The 22073-nt window shown below is 67.6% G+C and carries 15 protein-coding genes; 5 read left to right on the top strand and 10 right to left on the bottom strand.

The features are described 5' to 3' along the window. Window positions 1–80: 80 nt before the first annotated feature. Window positions 81–3611 carry an indolepyruvate ferredoxin oxidoreductase family protein gene (locus V6M89_RS23205; RefSeq protein WP_332855406.1) on the bottom strand — a complete coding sequence of 1177 codons (3531 nt, stop codon included), beginning with the start codon at window positions 3609–3611 and terminating at the stop codon, window positions 81–83. 118 nt (window positions 3612–3729) lie between these two features. Between V6M89_RS23205 and V6M89_RS23200 the strand changes: the two genes are divergently transcribed. Further along, on the top strand, window positions 3730–4197 hold the full coding sequence (locus V6M89_RS23200; RefSeq protein ID WP_332855405.1) for an Lrp/AsnC family transcriptional regulator: 468 nt from the start codon (window positions 3730–3732) through the stop codon (window positions 4195–4197). 94 nt (window positions 4198–4291) lie between these two features. Beyond that, entirely contained in the window at window positions 4292–5131 is an 840-nt protein-coding gene (locus V6M89_RS23195) for a universal stress protein (protein WP_332855404.1), read from the top strand. Here V6M89_RS23195 and fnr read toward each other — a convergent pair. From fnr to V6M89_RS23170, 5 genes are all read right to left on the bottom strand, one after another. Beyond that, window positions 5128–5928 carry a fumarate/nitrate reduction transcriptional regulator Fnr gene (fnr, locus tag V6M89_RS23190; protein WP_332855403.1) on the bottom strand — a complete coding sequence of 267 codons (801 nt, stop codon included), beginning with the start codon at window positions 5926–5928 and terminating at the stop codon, window positions 5128–5130. The two genes, V6M89_RS23195 and fnr, sit on opposite strands and share 4 nt — an antisense overlap. Window positions 5929–6082: 154 nt before the next feature. Continuing rightward, window positions 6083–6721 (bottom strand): response regulator, encoded by a 639-nt coding sequence (locus V6M89_RS23185; RefSeq protein WP_116991030.1) that lies wholly within the window; start codon window positions 6719–6721, stop codon window positions 6083–6085. Then, window positions 6711–8180, bottom strand: a complete 1470-nt coding sequence (locus V6M89_RS23180) for a hybrid sensor histidine kinase/response regulator (protein ID WP_332855402.1) — start codon at window positions 8178–8180, stop codon at window positions 6711–6713. The genes V6M89_RS23185 and V6M89_RS23180 overlap by 11 nt, the downstream gene beginning before the upstream one ends. Further along, window positions 8177–8590: a response regulator gene (locus tag V6M89_RS23175; RefSeq protein WP_332855401.1), complete on the bottom strand. Its 414-nt coding sequence runs from the start codon at window positions 8588–8590 to the stop codon at window positions 8177–8179. Before V6M89_RS23175 ends, V6M89_RS23180 begins: the two co-directional genes overlap by 4 nt. Further along, the gene (locus tag V6M89_RS23170; protein WP_332855400.1) at window positions 8587–10095 is read right to left on the bottom strand and encodes a sensor histidine kinase; all 1509 of its coding nucleotides are present in this window, start codon (window positions 10093–10095) and stop codon (window positions 8587–8589) included. The genes V6M89_RS23175 and V6M89_RS23170 overlap by 4 nt, the downstream gene beginning before the upstream one ends. 198 nt (window positions 10096–10293) lie before the next feature. Here V6M89_RS23170 and V6M89_RS23165 point away from each other — a divergent pair, with 198 nt between their 5' ends. Together V6M89_RS23165 and V6M89_RS23160 are read left to right on the top strand one after the other, a co-directional pair. Next, the gene (locus V6M89_RS23165; RefSeq protein WP_332855399.1) at window positions 10294–10692 is read left to right on the top strand and encodes a TraR/DksA family transcriptional regulator; all 399 of its coding nucleotides are present in this window, start codon (window positions 10294–10296) and stop codon (window positions 10690–10692) included. A 260-nt stretch (window positions 10693–10952) separates the two neighbouring features. Then, a complete protein-coding gene (locus tag V6M89_RS23160) occupies window positions 10953–11699 on the top strand; it encodes a substrate-binding periplasmic protein (RefSeq protein ID WP_332855398.1) in 747 nt (248 codons plus the stop codon). A 41-nt stretch (window positions 11700–11740) separates the two neighbouring features. Here the strand turns inward: V6M89_RS23160 and V6M89_RS23155 are convergent, their stop codons facing one another. Genes V6M89_RS23155 through V6M89_RS23145 form a run of 3 tightly spaced genes read right to left on the bottom strand, consistent with a single transcriptional unit; the run spans window position 11741 to window position 16792 of the window. Further along, the gene (locus tag V6M89_RS23155) at window positions 11741–13186 is read right to left on the bottom strand and encodes a coniferyl aldehyde dehydrogenase (RefSeq protein ID WP_332855397.1); all 1446 of its coding nucleotides are present in this window, start codon (window positions 13184–13186) and stop codon (window positions 11741–11743) included. Continuing rightward, window positions 13183–15159 carry an alkyl/aryl-sulfatase gene (locus V6M89_RS23150; RefSeq protein WP_332855396.1) on the bottom strand — a complete coding sequence of 659 codons (1977 nt, stop codon included), beginning with the start codon at window positions 15157–15159 and terminating at the stop codon, window positions 13183–13185. The genes V6M89_RS23155 and V6M89_RS23150 overlap by 4 nt, the downstream gene beginning before the upstream one ends. Before the next feature lie 19 nt (window positions 15160–15178). Further along, a complete protein-coding gene (locus V6M89_RS23145) occupies window positions 15179–16792 on the bottom strand; it encodes a GMC family oxidoreductase (protein WP_332855395.1) in 1614 nt (537 codons plus the stop codon). Between the two features lie 185 nt (window positions 16793–16977). Between V6M89_RS23145 and V6M89_RS23140 the strand changes: the two genes are divergently transcribed. Next, window positions 16978–19707 (top strand): LuxR C-terminal-related transcriptional regulator, encoded by a 2730-nt coding sequence (locus V6M89_RS23140; RefSeq protein WP_332855394.1) that lies wholly within the window; start codon window positions 16978–16980, stop codon window positions 19705–19707. Here the strand turns inward: V6M89_RS23140 and V6M89_RS23135 are convergent. Then, entirely contained in the window at window positions 19688–22072 is a 2385-nt protein-coding gene (locus tag V6M89_RS23135; RefSeq protein WP_332855393.1) for an efflux RND transporter permease subunit, read from the bottom strand. The genes V6M89_RS23140 and V6M89_RS23135 overlap by 20 nt on opposite strands. Window position 22073 lies beyond the last annotated feature (1 nt).

Raw genomic sequence — 22073 nt, 5'->3', positions numbered from 1 at the left:
CGATATGGATAACGCCAGCATCGCCGATCGGCCCGCATCGGTATGTACGGCAACACACGTCGAACGCTACATTGAACTGCTCAGGCCTGCCGCTTCAGCTCCACCACGCGGGCGGCGCGGAAGCGGGCCGCCAGTTCGGTCCACTGCGCGTCCGCCTTATCCAGCGCCGCCAGTTTCACGTGGCCGTAGCCGCGCACCTGGTCCGGCAACTGCGCCAGCTTCAGCGCGACCTCCTTGTTGTCGGCCTTCAGGCTGGCCGCCAGTTCGGCGGCGAACGCCAGGTAGCGGTCGCGCAGCGCGCGTTCGCGCTTGCGCTCCTGCGTGTAGCCGAAAACGTCAAGCGGCGTGCCGCGCAGCGATTTGAACCTGGCCAGCACGCCGAAGGCCGGCATCATCCAGCCGCCGAAGCGCATCTTGACCGGCACATCGGAGCCCGGCTTGCGGCGCGCCAGCAGTGGCGGCGCCAGATGGAAGGCCAGCTTGTAGTCGCCGTCGAACTGCGCGGCGATCTGCGCGCGGAAGGCAGGATCGGCATGCAGCCGCGCCACTTCGTACTCGTCCTTGTAAGCCATGACCTTGAACAGGTTGCGCGCCACGGCCTTGCTCAGCTGCCTGCGCGAGCCGCTGCCTTCCAGCGCGATCTCGCGCTGCTCGACGGCGGCCACCGCGTCCGCGTACTGGCGCGCGTAGGCGGCGTTCTGGTAGCTGGTCAGCCAGTCGACGCGGAAGGCCACGATATCGGCCAGCGACTTCGGCGCGGCGAACTGGATCACCTGCTGCGACGGCTGCACCAGCCGGTCCAGCGCGGCGCGGTCGGCGGCGGCCAGGCGGCCCAGCGTGAAGGCGCGCTTGTTCATGTCGATGGCGACGGCGTTCAGTTCTATCGCCCGCATCAGCGCCTCCAGGCCCACCGGCACCAGCCCCAGTTGCCAGGCAAAGCCCATCAACAGGATATTGCCGCCGATCGGATCGCCGAGGAAGCGCTGCGCGGTTTCCTGCGCGTCCAGTTGCAGCACGTTGGCCGCGCCGGCCGATGCGGCCAGCTTCTCCAGCAGGCCGGCCTTGTTGATCGAGGCGTCGCGCTCGCGGGTGAAGTCTGCGGTCGGGATCTCGCGCTCATTGGCCACCACCCTGGTGTGACCTTCGCGCATCACGGACAGGCTGTCCGGCATGGCGGCCACCACCAGGTCGCAGGCGAACACCGCGTCGGCCTGGCGCAGGTCGATGCGCACCTGGTTCAGGCGCGACGGCGACGACGCCACCCGCACATGCGACAGCACCGCGCCGCCCTTCTGCGCAAAGCCCATGAAGTCCAGCGTCGATGCCCCCTTACCCTCCAGGTGGGCCGCCATCGAGATCAAGGCGCCGACCGTGACAATGCCGGTACCGCCGACACCAGCCACCAGGATCTCGAACGGCTTGGCCAGCGCATGGCGCGGCGGCGTTGGATAGTCGGCCAGCGCCCGTTCCAGATCGGCCAGCGACAGCTTCACGCTTTCCGGCTTGCGCAGCGCGCCGCCGAGCACCGAGACAAAGCTCGGGCAGAAGCCTTCGACGCAGGAGTAGTCCTTGTTGCAGGACGATTGCTCGATCTGGCGCTTGCGGCCCAGTTCCGTTTCCAGCGGCAGGATGGACAGGCAGTTCGACTGCACGCCGCAATCGCCGCAGCCTTCGCACACGGCGGGGTTGACCACCATGCGGCGCGCCGGGTCGGGGAAGACCACCTTGCCCGGCTTGTTCTTCTTGCGGCGGCGGCGCTTCTCGGCGGCGCAGGTCTGGTCGTACACCAGCACCGTCACGCCGGCGATCTCGCGCAGCATGCGCTGCATCGCATCGAGTTCGGTGCGATGATGCACGGTCACGCCTTCCGGCAAGCTCACGCCCTGGTAGTTTTCCGGCGCGTCGGTCACCACCACGACTTTTTTCGCGCCCTCGCTACAGACTTGCTGCACGATCTGCGGCACCGACAGGCTGCCGTCCACCGGCTGCCCGCCGGTCATCGCCACCGCGTCGTTGTACAGGATCTTGTAGGTGATGTTGGTGCGGGCCGCAATCGCCTGCCGTATCGCCAGCGATCCCGAATGGTAGTAGGTGCCGTCGCCCAGGTTCTGGAACACGTGCGGCTCGCCGACGAAACGCGAGGAACCGACCCAGGCGACGCCCTCGCCGCCCATCTGCGCCAGGTAGTTGGTGTCGCGCTTCATCCACGTCGCCATGAAGTGACAGCCGATGCCGGCCAGCGCGCGACTGCCTTCCGGCACGCGGGTGGAGGTGTTGTGCGGGCAGCCGGAGCAGAAATACGGCGTGCGCTTGACGCCATCGGCGCCGTTGGACAGCAGCTCGGCGGCGCAGAATTCCGGCAGCATGCGCGCCAGGTCCAGCTGCGCGAACTTCGGCGCCAGCCAGCGCACCAGCGCCGGCGCGATGCGCGACGGCCGCAGCTCGCCCAGCGCCGACAGCAGCTCGTGGCCGTCGCGGTCGGTCTTGCCGATGACCGTGGGACGCTGCTCGGAAGGCAGGTTGTAAAACAGGTTCTTGACCTGCTGCTCGATGACGGCGCCCTTCTCTTCCACCACCAGGATCTCGCTCAGGCCGGCCGCAAACGCCGACAAACGGGTACGCTCCAGCGGATAGGTCAGGCCCGGTTTGTACAGGCGTACGCCCAGTTGTTCCAGCCGGGCCAAAGGCAGCTCCATGCGCTCCAGCGCCTCCAGCAGATCGAGGTAGGCCTTGCCGGCGCTGATGATGCCGATGGTGGCGCGCGGCGCCGGCACCACCAGCCGGTCGATGGAATTGGCACGGGCGAAGGCCTGCACCGCTTCCAGCTTGGCGGCCGCGCGCTGCTCCAGCGCCAGGCCTGGCAGGTCCGGCCAGCGGTTGTGCAGGCCGTCCGGCGGCGCCACGTAATCGGTCGGCGTGACGTACTGCGGCAGCGGCGGCAGCTCGACCACCGCGCCGCCCTCCACCGTTTCCGAGATCGCCTTGAAGCCGCTCCACGCTCCCGAATAGCGCGACATGGCCCAGCCGTACAGACCGAACTCCATGTACTCCTGAATATTGGCCGGATTAATCACCGGCATGCTCCAGGCGATCAGCGCCTGCTCGCTCTGGTGCGGCATCGACGACGACACGCAGCCGTGGTCGTCGCCCAGGATCACCAGCACGCCGCCGGTCGGCGACGAGCCGTAGACGTGGCCGTGCTTGAGCGCATCGCCGGCGCGGTCCACGCCAGGCCCTTTGCCGTACCACATGGCGAACACGCCGTCGACCTTGCGCGTCGGGTCGGCCTCGACCTGCTGCGAGCCCATGACGGCGGTCGCGCCCAGCTCTTCGTTAATCGCCGGCAGGAATTCGATGTGGTGGCCTTGCAGCAGGTCCTTGGCGCGCCACAGTTCCTGGTCCACGGCGCCCAGCGGCGAACCACGGTAGCCGCTGACGAAACCGGCGGTGTTGAGTTGCCGCGCCTCGTCGCTGAGCTTTTGCATGCACAGCAGGCGCACCAGCGCCTGGGTGCCGGTCAGGAATACGCGGCCTTCGGCGCGGGTCAGGTTATCGTCCAACGCATAGTGGGGATCGGCCAGGAATGGCACAGGCAGGGTCAGGGTATTCATTGTCTCGTCTATATTTTTTTGATGAGAAAGGATATGTCCCCATAGGCGAAAAATTATTTCTATCTAGTCGCCTCAGAGCGCTAAAATGGCGAAAATCTTTCTCAAAACGAGTAAAATCATGAAAAACGTGTCTATCGACCCAGCCTCGCTGAAAATCCTCGTCGAATTGCAGAAAAACGGCAGGATCTCGTCCAACGAGCTGGCGGAGAAGATCGGCATGTCGGCCAGTCCGTGCTGGCGCCGCCAAAAGGAGTTGGAGGACAACGGCTACATCGTCCGCTACACCGCGCTGGTGGACCGGCGCAAGCTGGGCCTGTCCGTGGTGTGCCTGCTGCATATTTCGCTGCTGCGGCATGCGGAGGGCGTGGTCGAGCAGTTCGAGGCGGCGATGCGGCTGCGGCCGGAAGTGGTGGAGTGCTACGAGACCACCGGCAGTTCGGACTACATGGTCAAGGTGATCGTGGCCGACATGGACGCCTACCACGACTTTTTGCACAACGTGCTGGTCAAGCTGAACGGCGTATCGCAGGTCAACACCAGCGTGGCGCTGCGCGAAGTGAAGTATGAGACGGCGCTGCCTTTGTAGGCTGACTGGCCCGCGCTTGATCTGAATCAATCAAACTTCACATTCAACTCCCTACGATGGATGCATATGCAGTGGCACCCATCACGGAGGTAGCATGTCCTACAAAACGATACTCGTGCACGCCGACGGCTCGCCCCAGGCGGCGCAACGCATCCGGCTCGCGGCCCAGCTGGCGCAGGCGCACGACGCCCATCTGATCGGCGCCGCCATGACCGGCTTGTCGCGCCATGCCGTGCCCGATGGTTCGATCGCCCCCATCGGCGCGCCCTTCCCCTTCGACCTGCGCCTGCTGCGCACCCGCGCCGACACCGCGCTGACCCAGTTCGCCGATTGTGCCAGCCGCATGGGCTTGCCCTCCTTCGAGACCCGCCTGGTCGACGACGCGGCGGACGACGGCCTGATCCTGCAAAGCCCCTATGCCGACCTGCTGGTGCTGGGCCAGGGCGACCCCGACGGCGATCCATACGCGCTGCCGAACCGGCTGCCGCAGGACGTCATGTTCCAGTGCGCCCGCGCGCTGCTGATCGTGCCCCACAACGGCCGCTTCGAGCAGGTCGGAGAACATGTGCTGGTGGGCTGGGACGGCAGCGTGGCGGCCATCCGCGCCTTGACGGCCGCCCTGCCGCAGCTGCGGCGCGCGGCGCGCGTCACGTTGGCGGTCAGCCCGGCACCGGACTACCACGCTCGGCAGGCCGGGCTGCCGGGCGTCGAGCTGGCCCGCTATCTGGCCCGGCATGGCGTCAGCGCCACCGTAACCGAAGTGGACGGCGGACGGCAGGCCGGCACAGCGCTGCTGGAGATGGCGTCCGAGGTGGGCGCGGACATGCTGGTCATGGGCGGCTACGGCCACTGGCGCGTGCGCGAATGGATGCTGGGCGGCGCCACCCGCAGCGTCCTGCGCGGGATGACGCTGCCGGTACTGATGGCGCACTAGGCGTTAGCGGCCTGCATGAAGATGGGAGCGCGGGCCGGTGCGGCGGCGGCCGGCGCGATGCCGGTGGCCAGCTCCTCCAGCTTGGCGTGGTCGAGGAGGCGCAGTTCGCGCTTGTCGACCGCGATCCAGCCGCTGGCGCGGAAGCGCGACAGCAATCGGCTGATGCTTTCGATGGTCAGGCCCAGGTAGTCGCCGATATCCTCGCGCGACATGCGCAACTGGAAGCTGCTGGGCGAGTAGCCGCGCGCCGCATAGCGGGTCGACAGGTTCAGCAGGAAGGTGGCGAAGCGCTGCTCGGCGCGCATATTGCCGAGGAAGAGCATGGCGTTTTGCTCGCGCATGATTTCCTGGCTCATGATGCGGTGGAAGTGGCGCAGCAGTTGCGGCACTTCGGCAAACAATTCCTGCAGGCGGGCGAAAGGAATCTCGCACACCTCGCTGTCCTCCAGCGCCACCACGCCGCAAGCGTGCTGGCCGTTGCCGATGGCGTCCATGCCCAGCAGTTCGCCCGCCATCTGGAAGCCGGTGATCTGCTGCTGGCCGCCGTGGTTGACGCGCGAGGTCTTGAAGTGGCCGAAGCGCACCGCGTACAGGCTGTGGAACGGCTGATCCATGCGGCACAGGTTTTCGTCGCGCTCGACCCGGCGGCGGCGGACGATGATCTTGTCCAGCCGGCCGATCTCGCTGTCGCTGAGCCCCTGCGGCAGGCACAGGTTCTTGAAGCCGCACTTCGCGCACTTGCTCTGGCCTGCGCCCGTTGCGCCGCCGGATGCGGCAAGTTGTAGATTCGTCGTCATGTCCATGCTCCCTGTTGTGCTGTCCGTCGCATCGCAGCGATGGATTCGGTATGGGATCAGTATCGACGATGGCGGGCGCGCTGCGCATCGGGCTTCGCGGCCCTGTCGTGTAGGGGGTGGCCGACAAATTCCTGTAGGGGATCCCCTACAACCGCTAGATCAGCCCGTGCTCCAGGGCGTAGCGGGTCAGTTCGGCATTGCTATCGAGTCCCATTTTTTCCAGGATGCGGGAGCGGTAGGTGGTCACCGTGTTGGGGCTGAGGTGCAGGGTTTCGCCGATGCGCACCAGCGATTCGCCGGCCGCGATCAGCTTCAGCACCTCCAGCTCGCGGTTGGACAGGGCCTCGTGGCCGGCGTTGCCGCCGCCGCCGATCAGGCTGGCCAGCTTCTCCAGCAAGGCCGGGCTGACGTGCTTGCCGCCCGAGGCGGCCTTGCGCACCGCCGCCACCAGCGTGGTGGTCGGGGCGTCCTTGATCAGGTAGCCGGCCGCGCCCAGCTTGAGCGCGCGCACCGCGTAGATGTCTTCCGAATAGGTGCTCAGCATCAGCACGGCCAGCTTGGGGCGCTCGCTGCGCAGCTGCTTGAGCAGCTCCAGGCCGTTCTTGCCGGGCATGGTGATGTCGAGCAGCGCCACGTCGAACTCCTGGGCCAGGACCAGTTGCAGCGCTTCCTGCGCGTTGCAGGCCTCGCCGTCGACGCGGATATCGTCGGCCGAGCTCAGCATCAAACGCACGCCGTTGCGCGCGATCGCATGGTCGTCGACCAGCAATACGCGGATGGGATTAGTACTCATGTTGTTCGTCCAATGGCAGGCGCAGCAGCAGGGTCGTTCCCTCGCCGGGCTGTCCGGTAATTTTCAGTTCGCCGTCGAAATGACGGCAGCGTTCATGCATGCCGAGGATACCCCAGCTCTCGCGGTTCAGCAGGCGCTCGGCCGCTATGCCCTGGCCGTCGTCGCTGATGCGCAGTTCCAGCACGCCGTCGGCATAGTCGACCTGCAGCGCGGCGTTGCTGGCGCCGGCGTGCCGCACCACATTGGTCAAGGCTTCCTGCGCGATGCGGAACAGCATCGTGCTGCGCCCGGCATCGAGTTCCAGCTCGGCCGCCGCAGCCGCCACCGTGCACTGGCAATGCAGGCCCGAGCGGCGTTCGACCTGTTCGGCGTACCACTCCAGCGCGGCCCACACGCCCAGCTGGTCCAGCACGCTGGGGCGCAGGTCGGTGATCACGCGCCGCACCGTGTCGATCGCGTCCTGCGCCAGTCCGGCCGCCTCGGCCAGCAACGGTTCGGCCGGTGCGGAGGCCGCCGCGGCGCGCTCGATGCTGACCGCGATATACGCCTTGATGCCGGTCAGCAGGCCGCCCAGCTCGTCGTGGATTTCCTGGGCGATGCGCTTGCGTTCATTTTCCTTGATCTGTTCCTGGTGCGCCGACAGGCTGCGCAGCGCCTGCTGCGACGCCAGCAAGGCCTGCTCGCCCAGCTTGGTCTGGGTGATGTCGATCATGATGCCCTGCATGAACAGCGGCTGGCCCTGCTCGTCGCGCACCAGTTCGGCCTGGTCGCGCAGCCACAGCGCGCGGCCGTCGCGCGCGTGCAGCCGGTATTCCAGATGCAGCGGGCTGCCGTCGCGGCGGCTGCGCTGCAGCGCCGCCAGCGTCGCCTCGCGCTGCTCCGGGTCCATCAGGCTGCCGTGCAGCGCCGCATCGGCCAGCCATTCGGCCGGGCTGTAGCCCAGCAGGCCGATCTGCGGACTGATGTAGCGCAGCGCGCCGTCCAGCTCGGCGATGTAGCTGATCGCCTGCATCTGCTCGACCAGCGTGCGGAACTGCGCCTCGACCTGGCGCTTGTCGTCCAGCAGCCGCTGTTCGCGCAGCATGCGGTGGATCGCGCCCGGCAGGAACTCCAGGTAGTAGCCGTCGACGTCCTTGACCAGATACTCGCGCGCGCCGCGCCGCATGGCCTCGGCCGCGACGGCGGCGCTGTCGGCGCCGGTCAGCATCATCACCGGAATGCCCTGCGCGGCGCCGTCCTCGTTCAGGTGGGCCAGGAACTCCAGCCCGGTCAGGTCGGGCAAATGGTAGTCGAGCAGGATGCAGTCGGGACGCTGGCTGCGCGCCAGCTCCAGGCCCTGCTCGCCGCTGTCGGCCTCCAGCAGCTCGAAGCCGGCGGCGGCGGCGGCGAACGCGCGCCGGCAGGCCATGCGGTCGACCGCGTCGTCCTCGACGATCAGCACGCGCAGGGAGCTGCTCACGGCATCTCGCTGATGGTCCAGTACCGGTCGATCGAGCGCATCATCTCGACGAAGCGGCGGTAGTCGACCGGCTTGGCCATGTAGCCGGCCACGCCGAGGTCGAAGCTGCGCACCTTGTCCTGCTGCTCCTCGGAGGTGGTCAGCACGATCACCGGAATCCGCCGCAGCGACGCATCATGTTTGACCTGCTGCAGGAACTCGATGCCGTTCATGACCGGCATGTTCAAGTCCAGCAGGATGATGCAGGGCCGTTCCTGCGCCGGATCGCGCAGGTAGTCCAGTCCCGCCTCGCCGTGCTCCATGCTGACCACCGGGTTGCCGACCTGGATTTCCTTCAGCGCGCGCCGGATGGTCATGATGTCGACGTGGTCGTCCTCGACCAGCAGGATGGGTTTGTTACTGACTTTCATGCGGGGCTTCCTGTTCCGGATAGTCGGGCGCCGGACTTGGGCAGCGTGAACCAGAAGGTGCAGCCCTGCCCCATCTGCGATTCGAGCCAGATGCGGCCCTGGTACATTTCCACGATTTTCTTGGCCAGCGCCAGGCCGACGCCGGTGCTCTCGACCCGGTCGCGCGAGGCCAGCGTCTGGAACAGCTGGAAGATGCGCTCGAAGTGGCGGGGCTCGATGCCGGGGCCGTTGTCGCGCACGCTGAAGCGCCAGTGGCTGCCGTCGTCCTCGCAGCCGATCTCGATCATGCCGTCCGGCTTGTCCATGTACTTGATGGCGTTGGAGATCAGGTTGTGGAACACTTGCTGGATGCGGGTCGGCTCAGCCTGCACCGTCGGCAAGGCCGGCGCCACCGTGATGCGGAACTGCGGCGGCGGCGCCAGCAGGTCCACCACGTCCACCAGCAGCCGGTTCAGATCGACCGCCGACTGCGCCTCGCGCACCCGGCCCACGCGCGAGTATTGCAGGATGCCGTCGATCAGGCTGCTCATCCGGTGCACCCGGTTGATCAGCAGCCGCATGTGCTCCTTGCCTTCGTCGTTGAACTGGTCAGCGTAGTCGGTGGCCAGCCAGTCGGCCAGCGAGCCGATGCCGCGCAACGGCGCCTTCAGGTCGTGCGACACCACGTAGGCGAAGTTGGTCAACTCCTCGTTGGCGCTGGAAATTTCCTGCATCAGGCGGCGGTTGTGCTCCTCCGCCTGCTTGCGTTCGGAAATGTCGCGCACCATGCCGGTGAACATGCGGCGCGCGCCCAGCTGCATTTCCACCACCGACAGCTCCATCGGGAACACGCTGCCATCCTTGCGCAAGCCTTCCACCTCGCGGCCCTTGCCGATGATGCGCTTCTCGCCGGTGTCGCGGTAGTGCGCCAGGTAGCCGTCGTGCAGCTTGCGGTGCGGCTGCGGCATCAGCATCGAGACGTTGCGGCCCGCCACTTCCGCCTCGGCGTAGCCGAACAGGCGTTCGGCGGCCGGATTCAACCGCTCCAGCACGCCCTGCTCGTCGATGGTGAGGATGGCGTCGACGGCGGTCTCGAAGATGGCGCGCATGCGCGCCTCGCTTTCCTGCAGCGCCTGCTGGGCCAGCTTGCGCTCGGTGACATCGCGCACCGTGGCCAGCACCAGCGGCAGCCCCTGCGAGGTGCGCAGCGGCGACAGGCTGACCTCGACGCCGAACTCGTGGCCGGCACGGTGCCGCCCGAACAGCTCGGCGCCAGCGCCCATCGCGCGGGCGCGCGGCTGCTCAAAAAAATCGGCCCGGTGGCCGACATGGGCGGCGTGGAAGCGGGCCGGCACCAGCGCCTCCAGCGCCAGCCCCAGCATCTCGCCGGAACCGTAGCCGAACATGCTCTCCAGCGCCGGATTGGCCAGCACGATGTTGCCGGCCTGGTCGACGATCAGCATGGCGTCGGTGGCCGACGCCAACAACCATTCCAGGCTCAAGCCCTCAATTCCGAGATTTTTCAACAGCGCGTCCTGTAAAACGATGCCGGTCCGGCATCCAGAACCAAATCATACGATCGAATGCCCCGGAACACAAAAAAAAGTGCCATATCGGCAATCCGCCCCACCGTGGCCGGCGCCACCCGCAAGTATTGTCGGGCATTTTGATCTGGATCAAGGGACGCTACAGACGGCGTCCGGGCATGGCCTTACAGTGAGGCCATGAATCCGTCTTTCCCACCCGACCTGGCATCGCTCGCCACCCGCCTGCAGCACCAGCACGCCGAACTGACAGCCCAGCTGCGCCGGCGTTTGGCGTCGGCGCAGCCGCTGGCCTCTCTCCTTCTGGCCGGCAACGCATCGCTGGACGACCCTGCCGTGATCCGGCAACTGCCGCGCTGCGACCTGACGCGGCTGGCGGACGAACTGTTCGCGCTGCGCAGCCTCGACGCCGCCTGCGCGCGCCTGGCCGACGGCAGCTATGGCCGCTGCCTGAGCTGCGGCGAGCCGATCGCGCCGGAGCGCCTGCGGGTCCAGCCCACCGCTCAGAACTGCCTGTCTTGCCAAACAGCACACGAGCAGCGTTTGCCGACGGCTGGCACCAGGTACCAGCCCAGCTGACGGCGAATTTCTTCCAGCGGCGGCGGTGGCGCCGACACCGCCTTGGCGCGACGCGCCAGATAGGCACGGACGGTTTCTTTTGAGGGATGCGTGGTGCAGGTCATATGCATCGCCGGCGGTTGCGCCGGCGCCTCGGTAAAATTCAGATATACCGTTTATACGCAAGCCAGCGCACACGGTTTCACCAATCTTGAGCGACTAAGCCATTGCAAGCAGCCGGGAGTAAAATGAGGGCAATGCACTCCTTCAATGGACCGACCGTGAGATCTGCAGCCACATTGATGCTTTGCCTGGGCCTGATGCAGGGGAATGTGGCCGCCGCGCGCGAAACGATACTGCTTGCCCATCCCTATCCCAAGGAAACCAACTACGCCCCGCGCGTACTGATGCTGATTTGCACGGACGCTTTCGATCAACTGGGCAAGGATGTCGACGTGCGCCTCTATCCGCCCTTGCGTGGCTCCATCGAGGCAGGGGCCGGCAAGATCGACGGCGAAGTCGGACGGGCCTATGCCTACGGCGACAACCACCCGAATCTGATCCGGGTGGGCGAAGCGCTGGTGTCGTTCCGGGTGACGGCCTTCACCCGCATACCGGGGTTGAAGATAAGCGGCTGGGATAGCCTGAAAGGCACCTCGTACCGGGTGCAGTATCGCAGCGGCTATACCACCTTCAAGACGCGGCTCGAACAGGTCCTGCCTGCGGACCAGGTTTCCTCCGTGGTAGACAGCCAGTTGGGCTTGCAAAACGTCGCGCTCGGCCGTACCGACGTCTTTGTCGATCTCGAAGAGTTTGGAGAGCTTCAGCTGGCCAGGCTGCAAAACCGCTACGGCGAGGTCTACAACGCCGGCCTGGTGCAGGACACGCCGGTCTACATCTATCTGCACAAGCGGCATGCGGCGCTGGTGCCGCGCCTGGCGGAAATCGTGGCCAGGATGAAGTCCAGCGGCGCCATCAAGCGTTATGTCGCCCAGGCGCTCGGCGAGGAACGCGGCGCCGCGCCTTAGCCTGGTTATACGCGACTGAACCGCCGCAGCTGCAGCCGGCGCTAGCCAATCAGCTTCAGCAGACGCAGCATGCCGTCGAACACCCTGCCGTAGGGCGGATGCAGCAGGCGCACGCCGCTCAGGCGCGACTGATGAAACACCGGCTTTTGCTGGCTGAAGGCGCGGAAGCCCCAAACGCCATGATAAGCCCCCATGCCGCTGGCGCCGGCGCCGCCGAACGGCTGCGATTCCTGGCACAAGTGCCACAGGCAGTCGTTGATCGTGACGCCGCCGGACACCGTCTCGCGCAGCACCCGCTCGCGGTTGCGCGCATCGCTGCCGTACCAGTACAAGGCCAGCGGACGCTCGCCGCCGTTGATATAGGCGATCGCTTCGCCGACGTCGCCGCTATAGGTCAGCACCGGCAGCAGCGGTCCGAAGATCTCTTCCTGCATGATGCGCATCGACGGCGCCGTGTCCAGCACCAGCATCGGCGCCAGCTTGCCGGCGGCGGCCGCGCGCTCCCGCTCGGCGCGGTCGGCGCAGCCCAGCGGCAGCAGCCGGGCGCCCTGCGCCTCGGCGTCGGCCAGCAGCCCTTGCAGGCGCTCCAGATGCTGGCCGTTGACGATGGCGCTGTAATCGGGATTGTCGGCCAGCGCCGGATACATGCGCGCCGCCGCCAGGCACAGCGCATCGACCATGGCGTCGCGCAGCGCGGCCGGCACCAGCAGGTAGTCGGGCGCCACGCAAGTCTGGCCGGCGTTGACCAGCTTGCCGAACACCAGGCTGGCCGCAGCCGCCTCCAGCGCGGCGCTGCTGTCGATGATGGCCGGCGACTTACCGCCCAACTCCAGCGTCACCGGCGTCAGGTTGCGGGCCGCGGCCAGCGCCACGTGGCGGCCGGTGGCGGTCGAGCCGGTAAACACCAGGTGATCGAACGGCAGCGCGGAGAAGCCCTGCGCCACCGCGCTGTCGCCGGTGACCACCACCATCTCGTCCGGCGAGAAATAGGCCGGCACCAGCTTCGCCAGCAGCGCCGAGTAGCGCGGTGTATATTCGGACGGTTTGAGCATCACCCGGTTGCCGGCCGCCAGCGCGGCGATGGCCGGCCCGAACGCCAGCTGGTGCGGATAATTCCACGGCGCGATGATGCCGACCACGCCCACCGGCTGGCACAGCAGCCGGTTGCGGCCCGGCAGGAACTGCAGGGCGGTGGCCATGCGGCGCGGCTTCATCCACTGCGTCAGGTGGCGCTGCGCATGGCGCGCGGCGCCGACGATCAGCGTCAGTTCGGCCAGCCGCGTCTCGTGCGCCGAGCGGTGGCCGAAGTCGGCGCTGATGGCCTCCACCAGCTCCTGGCCGTGGCGTTCGGTCAGCTGCACCAGCCGCTCCAGCCAGTCGTGGCGCTGGCTGCGGGCGGGATGGGGATCGCGCCGCCAGGCGGCGCGCAGACGCTGGTGGACCGCCGCGAGCGGGCATTCAATCAGGCTGGTAAAAGGCTGGTTCATGGCGTGACGATCTTGAACAGTGGATCGAAGTCGACCAGGTTGCCGAGGAAGGACAGCGCGCGCGGATCGCCTTCGAGCTTGACCTCGCCCGCCTGCACCATCTGCGCCAGCGGCGCTTTCGCCACCAGCATCTTGAACAGCGCCGGCTGCGACAGGCGCAGCGTCACATCGGGATGCGCCAGCACCCTGCCCTTGGTGTTGTTCAATACGGAGTTCGACAGCTCCAGCGCGTAGTTGTCGCCGCTGTCGGTGAAGGCCAGGTTGATGCCCACCGAGCGGCCGTCGCTCTTCTGGTGGTCCAGCCGCACCGACATGAAGTCGAACATCATCTCCAGCGGCACGGCCTTCAGCAGGTCCGCCCCCTGGGTCGAGGTGGGATTGCGCTTGACGCCTTCGCGCAGCTCCTGCGCGGCGGTCAGGTACTCGTTGCGCCATACGCCAGATTCGGCCTGGTAGCCCAGCTGCTCCAGCGCCTTGACCTGCATCGCCCGCGCGGCCTGGTTGTCCGGCTGCGCGTACACCAGGTGGTTGACCATCTCGGCAACCCAGCGGTAGTCGCCGGCGTCGTAGGCTTGCTGCGCCTTGGACAGCACCGCCCTAGCGCCGCCCATCGCCTCCACGTAGCGCGTGGCGCTCTGCCGGCGCGGCAGCGGATTGAGCGTGGCGGGATTGCCGTCGTACCAGCCCAGGTAAAAGTCGAAGACGCCGCGCAGGTTGTGGCTCAAGGTGCCGTAGTAGCCGTGCGTGGAGAAGTCGTCGCGCAGGCCGCGCGGGAAGAAGTCGGCGTTGCCCAGGTCGACCGCCGTCTTGCCCTGGTTGGCCAGGTGCAGCGCCTCGTCGTGGATGAAGCGATAGGTGTCGCGCTGGTTGACCAGCTGCTGGCGCAGCGCCTGCCGGCCCCAGGTCGGCCAGTGGTGGCTGCGGAATCCCACCTCGGCGTCCGGGAACAGGTCCAGCATCTCGTTGATGTATTTGCTCCAGCCCAGCGCATCGCGCATCCTGGCGCCGCGCAGCGTGTAGATGTTGTGCATGGTCTGCGACACCACCTCGGACAGGCACAAGGCCTTTTGCTGCGGGAAGTAGAAGGTCATCTCGGATGGCGCCTCGGTGCCGTTCGCCATCTGGAACACGATCGGCACGCCGTCCACGTCGAGCCGCTGGCCGGTCTTCGCGATGGTCTCGGTCGGCGCGATCAAGCCGATGCTGCCGACCGAGGTGGCCTTGCCCAGGCCCGTGCCTATCATGCCGCGTTCATTCCACGGCAGCGCTGTACCGAACTGGTACTGGGCGCGGCGCGTCATGGCGTTGCCGGCCAGGACGTTCTCCGCCACCGCCGATTCCATGAAGCCTTCCGGCGCGATCACGCGCACCTTGCCGGCCTTGACCTCGGCGTCGTCGATGACGCCGCGCACGCCGCCGAAATGGTCGAGGTGACTGTGGGTGTAGATTACCGCCACCACCGGTTTGTCGCCCAGCTGCTGGCGGGCGAAGCCCAGCGCCGCCCGCGCCGCCTCGGCGGTGAGCATCGGGTCGATGACGATCCAGCCGGTCTTGCCGGCCACCAGCGTCATATTGGCCAGGTCGTAGCTGCGCAGCTGGTAGATGCCGTCGGCGACCTTGAACAGGCCGTGCACGCCGTTCAGCGTCTCCTGGCGCCACAGGCTGGGATTGACGCTGGCCGGCGCCTCGCCGCGCACGAAGGCGCCGCGGCCGCTGTCCCACACCACGCCGCCCTTGGCGTCCTTGACGACGGCGTCCGGCATGGTGGCGATCAGGCCGCGCGTGGCGGCGTCGAAATCGCGCTGGTCGGCCAGCGGCAGGCTGGCGCCGAAGGCGCGGTTCAGCTCCGCCGTGCGGGCCGTCGGCGCGCCGGCCTGGCTGGGTTCCTGCGCGGGCTTGGGCGGCAATGGCGCTGCCATGGCGTTGGCGGTCAGCGCGGCCAGCAGGGCCGCATGGATCATCGTGCGTTTCATGTATGTGTCCTTGTGTTTTTTATTGTCGGGCGTCGAAGCGCATCATGTCGGCGGCTTTTTCCGCGATCATGATGGTCGGCGCATTGGTATTGCCGCTGACGATGGTCGGCATGATGGACGCGTCCACCACCCGCAGGCCGGCGACGCCGCGCACGCGCAGCCGCTGGTCGACCACCGACAGCGGATCGTCGCCGGGCCCCATGCGGCAGGTGCCGCATGGGTGGTACTGGGTGTCGGCGCGCCGGCGGATATCGGCGCGCAGCGCCGCCTCGTCGTCGGCGTCCACCGGGTACAGCATCTTGCCGCGCACGCCGTCGAACGGCGCCGACTCGATGATTTGCTGCTGGATGCGGGCGCCCTTGGCCAGCACCTCCAGATCGCGCTCGTCGGACAGGAAGCGCGGATCGATGACCGGCGCCTCGCGCGCGTCGCGCCCGGCCAGCGCCACCGTGCCACGGCTGTGCGGCCGCAGCACGTCGACGTGGCAGGAGATGCCGTGCCCGAGATGCATCTTGCGCGCATGGTCGTCGACGATGGCCAGCACGAATACCAGTTGCAGGTCCGGCGCCTCGACGCCGGGCCCGGAGCGCAGGAAGGCGCCGGCGCCGGCGTAGGGACTGGTCACCATGCCGGTGCGGTGCCGGCGCCACTCCAGCATGGCGGCGCCCATTTTGGCGCCGCCGCGCACCGACACGCCGAACGTCTCGGTGTCGCTGCGGGTGCGCCACGATTGCACATAGTCGATATGGTCCTGCAGGTTCTGGCCGACGCCCGGCAGGTCGCGCGCCACCGGGATGCCGTGGCGGCGCAGCTCGGCGGCCGGCCCTATCCCGGACAGCATCAGCAGCTGCGGCGAGCCGAAGGCGCCGGCCGACAACACCACTTCGCGTCGGGCGCGCACCTGCTTCGTCTGGCCTTCCTGATAATATTCCACGCCCACCGCGCGGCCCTCCTCCAGCAGCACGCGGGCCGACACGGCGCGCGTCAGCACCGTCAGGTTGGGCCGGTCCAGGTTGGGGGTCAGGTAGCCCTTGGCGGCGCTGCATCGCTCACCGTCCCGCTGCGTCACCTGGTACATGAAGGCGCCTGCCTGCTGTGCGCCGTTGTAGTCGTCGGTGGCGGCGATGCCGTTGGCGGCGGCGGCGTCGATGAACATCCGGTTCATCGGGCTTGCATGGCGCGGATACGCCACATTGAGCGGACCGCCGGCGCCGCGCAGCGGGGTCGAGCCGAACATCTCGCAATTTTCCGAGCGGCGGAAATATGGCAGCACGTCCTCGTAGGACCAGCCCTGGTTGCCCAGCGCGGCCCAGCCGTCGTAGTCCTGGCGGTTGCCGCGCACGTACAGCATGGCGTTGATCGAGCTGCTGCCGCCCAGCGTTTTGCCGCGCGGCTGATAGCCGCGCCGCCCCTCGAGGCCCGGCTGGGGCACGGTCTGGTAGGCGTAGTTGTTGATTTTGGTCGGCAGCATGGCCACCACCGCGGCCGGCGCGTGTATCAGCACGCTGCTGTCCGGGCCACCCGCCTCCAGCAGGCAGACCGTCACCGCCGGGTCTTCCGTCAGGCGCGCGGCCAGCACGCAGCCGGCGGAACCGCCTCCCACCACCACATAGTCGAACTCCTGCTTGCCCATGCTTGTCTCCTTCTTATGATTGTCCTGGCCTGCCGCGCCCAAAAAAGCGGCGGGGCCGAGGCCCCGCCCAAAATGGAAACAACAGATGCAGGGCGATTGTGGGCGCGCGCGGTGTTGCGCATCATCCCCCGCTTGGGGGAGCAATCTGGACTGGCGGCGGGTGGGCGGGTTACACTGGCGTCACCATGTCCTTCCCCGCCCACGGTCCCCTGATCGCCACCAAGACCCTGCCGCCCAAGGCCCGGCGCGCACTGATCGAGCGCCTGCGCCTGGCCGCGCTGGTGGCGGAAATCGAAGGCCGGTTGCTGACGCTGGTGAAGGCGCCCGGCGGCTTCGGCAAGACCACGCTGGCCCAGGCCTGGAGCGAGGCGCTGCGCAAGCGCGGCAACCTGGTGGCCTGGTTGTCGCTGGATCCGGACGACGACGAACCGCAACGCTTCCTGCACTATGTCTGCCATGCGCTGCACCGCGCACACCCGGACATGGGCGCGGCCAGCATGGCCAGCTTCGCCCACTCCGCGATGGGCGATCCGGCCCAGGTCCTGACGCTGCTGATCGATGAGATCATCGGCTGCGGCGAAGAGGTGTTCTTGTTCCTCGACGATTTCCAGTGCATCACGCTGGCCCCCATCCACGAGCTGCTGTCCTTCCTGCTGCGCTATGCGCCGTCCAACCTGCACCTGATCGTGCTGTCGCGCGACGACACGCCGCTGTCGCTGGCCGCGTTGCGGGTGCGCAGCCAGCTGCTGGAGATCGACGCCGCCCAGTTGCGCTTTACCGCCGACGAGACGCAGGAGTTCTTCAGCTGCGCCAACGATGTCGAGCTGACGCCGGAGGACGGCCGCCGCATCCACAGCCAGACCGAGGGCTGGGCCGCCGCGCTGCGCCTGATGTCGCTGTCGCAGGAGGGCAAGGCCCCGCAGCACTTCGCCGTGCCGGCCGCGCTCGCCGGCGTATCGCGCTCGATCGACGGCTACCTGGGCGAGCTGCTGTTGCAGCTGCCGGACAGCCTGATGGAATTCATGATGCAGACCGCGCTGCCGCAGCGCTTCTGCGCCGCGCTGGCGGTGGCGCTGGCCGGCAGCGACGGCGCCCACGAGCTGCTGCGCCAGCTCGACAAGCGCCAGCTGCTGACGGTGCTCGACGAGGAAGGCAACTGGTACACCTACCACCAGCTGATCCGCGAACATCTGCTGCAACGCCTGCAACAGCGCGACGGCGACCAGCTGCGCGAACTGCACTGGCGCGCGGCCGACTGGTACCGCTCGCAGGATATGTGGTCGCCGGCGGTGCGCCACGCGCTGGACGCCGGCGCCAACGACCAGGCCTGCGCCTGGATCGAGCAATGCGCGATGCCGCTGGTGAAAGGCGGCGACCTGCTGACCTTGTTGGGCTGGGAGCGTCAGCTGCGTACCCACATGGTGCGGCTGCCGCTGCGCCTGCGGCTGGCGATGGCCTGGGCGAACACGCTGGCGCTGTCGTCCGACCAGGAGCAGGTGGTCGGCCGCATCGAGGCCGAAAGCGACAGCGCCGAGCTGCGGCGCGAATGCCAGGCCGCGCGCGCGGCCGCGCTGGCGCTGGCCGATGAACATGAGCGCTGCGGCCAGCTGATCGCCGCCTGCCTGGAACATCCGATACCCGACACCTGGGTCCACAACTCGGTCTACAACGTGCAGCGCTTCGTGTGCCTGAAGACGGGCCGCTGGGCCGACCTGTACGCCGTGCCCGACCTGCCCTACCCCGACAGCGAGGCGGCGCGCAACGCCTTGTCGCTGGTGTACCGGCTGTCCATCCTAGGCCTGGCCGACATGCTGCGCGGCCGCCTGGACCAGGCGGCCGGCCGCTTGCGCGCCGCCCTGCTGCAGGACGCCGATTCCGACAGCGCGCAACAGATGCTGACCGCGCTGCCCGGCGGCCTGATGGCCTGCCTGCTGTACGAACAAAACCAGCCGGTCGAAGCGGAAGCGTTGTTGACGCCGCGGCTGGGCATCATCGCCAAGCTGGGTTTCCTCGACTGCGTGATGCGCGCCTTCACTACCGCAGCGCGGCTGGCGCTGCGCCACGGCCGCATCGAACGCGCCCACGCCCTGCTGGAACAAGGCGAACATCTCGGCCTGGCGCGCCACTGGCCGCGCCTGACGGCGGCGATGCTACTGGAACGCCTGCAATTGCATCTGCTGGAAGGCCGGATGACCGAGGCGCAGGCTTGCCTGCAACGCCTGCGCGGGCTGGACGCCGGCACCGCGCACCTGCCGGATAGTCCGCTCGGAGAAGTGGGCCAGTTCGCCGCGCTGGGCGAAGCCCGCTTTGCGCTACAGCAGTTCCGCTACGCCGACGCGCTGCTGGTGCTGGAGCCGCTGCTGGCGGAACTGCTGGCGTCGCAGCACCGTTACCTGGCCGTACGCGCAGGCCTGATGCTGGCCAATGCGCAGGCTGGCCTCAAGCGCGGCGAGCAGGCCGCGCGCACCTTCGGCGACGCGCTGGCGATGGCGGCCGGTGGCAACATGCTTGCCCCGCTGCTGGATCACGGCGCCGGCATCGGCCCGTTGCTGACGCAGGCGCACGAACAAGCGCAACGCGGCGATGCCGGCCATGGCGGCGATGACGACCGGACGCTGCGCGATTTCACCCAGCGCGTGCTGCTCGCGTGGCAAGCCCTGCACGGCGGCCGGCCGGCGCAGCAGGCTCCCGCCGCCGAAACGCTGCGCAATCCCCTCAGCCCGCGCGAGTGCGGCATCCTGGAGCTGATCGCCGACGGCAATTCAAACAAGGAAATCGCGCGGGTGCTGGGCATCGGTCCGGAGACCGTCAAGACCCACCTGAAGAACATCTTCGTCAAGCTGTCGGTCGAGCGCCGCACCCAGGCCGTGGTCCAGGCCGAGGCGCTCGGCCTGCTCAGGAACGCTCGCCGCTAGCGCCGGCATCGGAACGCAGGCGCTCCCCCACCAGCAGCGCCGCCAGCCCTGGCAGCAGCAGGATCGCCCCCAGCATATTCACCAGGAACATGAAGGCCAGCAGCACGCCCATGTCGGCCTGGAACTTCAGCGCAGAGAACGCCCACGTCGCCACCGACACCGTCATCGTCACCGCCGTGAACACCGAGGCCGTGCCGCGCTGGCGCAGCGCCGCCACGAAGCCTTCGCGCAGCGTGCAGCCGGCGGCGCGGATCTCGTGCTTCATGCTCTCGAACAGATAGATGCCGTAGTCGACGCCCACACCGACGCCCAGCGCCACCACCGGCAAGGTGTTGACCTTGACGCCGATGCCCAGCGCCGCCATCAGCGCGTTGCACAGGATGGTCACCAGCGCCAGCGGCAGGATGATGCACAGCGTGACCCGCATCGAACGGAAGGTGGCGAGGCACAGCAGCGTCACCGACGCGAACAGCGCCAGGTTGACCCACTTGTCGGCCTGCTCCACCGCCTCGTTGGTGGCCGCCATCACGCCGACGTTGCCGGCCGCCAGGCGGAACTGCAGCTCCTTGGTATCGTGCTCGCGCTTGAACTGGTGGATGACGTCGACGATGCGGCGGATGGTCGCGGACTGGTGGTCGACGGTGAAAACCGACACCGGCATCGCGGTGCAGCTGGAATTCATCAGCTCATTGCCGAGGCGCGTGGCAAAGCCCACGCCCTGCGCGATCTGCGCGGTTTCCTCCGGCAGCACGCGCCACTTGATGAAGGTCTCCGCATACGCCTGCGTCACCTGCTTGACGAAGCCGGCCAGCCCGCGCACGGCCGCCACGCCGGGTTCCTGGTTCAGCGTGAACTCCAGCTGCTCCATCCGGTCCAGCACCGGGCGCTGCACGCACGGCGTCTCCTGGCCCTTGGCTTCGGCGATCACCTGCAGCAGGTCGACGCCGATGGCGAAGCGGCTGGTGATGACGGCGACGTCGCGGTTGTAGCGCGCATCGGCGCGCAGCTCCGGCACGCCCTGCCCCAGGTCGCCGATCTGCAGCGCGCGCGCCTGCCACACGCCGCCGGCCAGCAGCAAGCCACCTACCGCCAACGCCAGCACCGCGCCCTTGCGCGTGGCCAGTACGCCGAGGCGGTCCCACAGCTGGCCGGCGGCGCCGCCGCGGGCCGCATGGCGCCGGCGCTCGTCCGGCGAGAAGCGCATATAGGACAGCAGTATCGGCAGCAGCATCTTGTTGGTGACGATCATCACCGACACGCCGACGGTGGCGGTGATGGCCAGCTCGCGCACCATCTCGATATCGATGAAGGCGATCACGATGAAGCCCAGCGCGTTGGCCAGCAAGGCCATCGCGCCGGGCACGAACAGCTTGCGGAAGCTGTTGCGCGACGCCGTCACGCCGTCCGCGCCGGCCAGCGTTTCGAGCTTCCAGGCGTTGGTCATCTGCACCGCGTGCGACACGCCGATCGAGAAGATCAGGAACGGCACCAGGATGGACATCGGATCCAGCCCAAGCCCCATCAGCGGCAGCAGGCCAAGCAGCCACACCACCGGCACCAGCGCGCACACCAGCGCGCAGCTGCTCAGCATCAGCGAGCCGCTGTACCAGTACAGCAGCAGCGCGGTGATGACGAAGGCCACGGCGAAGAAGCCCAGCACACCGGCGGCGCCGTCGGCGATGTCGCCGACCGCCTTGGCGAAGCCGATGATGTGCACCGTGACGCCGCCATGCTCGTACTTGCTGCGGATCTCCTCCAGCCGCTTGCCGACCTGCTGCAGGTCGAGCCGCTTGCCGGTGTCCGGGTCGGTGTCCTGCAGGCTGGCCACCACCATCACCGCCTTCATGTCGTTGGAGACGATGCGGCCCACCCATTCGGACTTCAGCGTATTCTCGCGCACCTTCGCCAGCTGTTCCGGCGTACCGGCGAAATCGGAGGCCACCAGATTACCGCCACGGAAACCGTCCTCCACCACCTCGTTGTAGCGCACGTTGTTAGTGAACAGCGAAGTGACCGAGCTGCGTTCGACGCCCTTCACGTAGAACACTTCGTCGGTGACCTTGCGCAGCGTCTCCATGAAGGACTTGTTGTAGATGTCGCCGTCCTGCTGGCGCAGCGCGATCAGCACCTTGTTGGCGCCGCCGAAGTCCTTCTGGTATTCGACGAACGTCCGCATGTACTCATGCTTGAGCGGGATCATCTTGGAGAAGCCGGCTTCCACCTTCAGCTGGCTGGCGAAGTAGCCCAGCACCAGCGTGACGAGGACGAACAGCGCCAGCAAAGAGCGGCGCCAGTTGAATATGCCGCGCGACAGCCGGGCCGTGAAGCCCGTCTCGCCGGTGTGGCGCAATGCATGCTTGCTCATA

Source organism: Duganella sp. S19_KUP01_CR8, from assembly GCF_036688705.1.
GTDB lineage: Bacteria > Pseudomonadota > Gammaproteobacteria > Burkholderiales > Burkholderiaceae_D > Rugamonas.
Note: the sequence above shows the minus strand (reverse complement) of the source record. Positions and strands in the feature narration are given on the sequence as shown.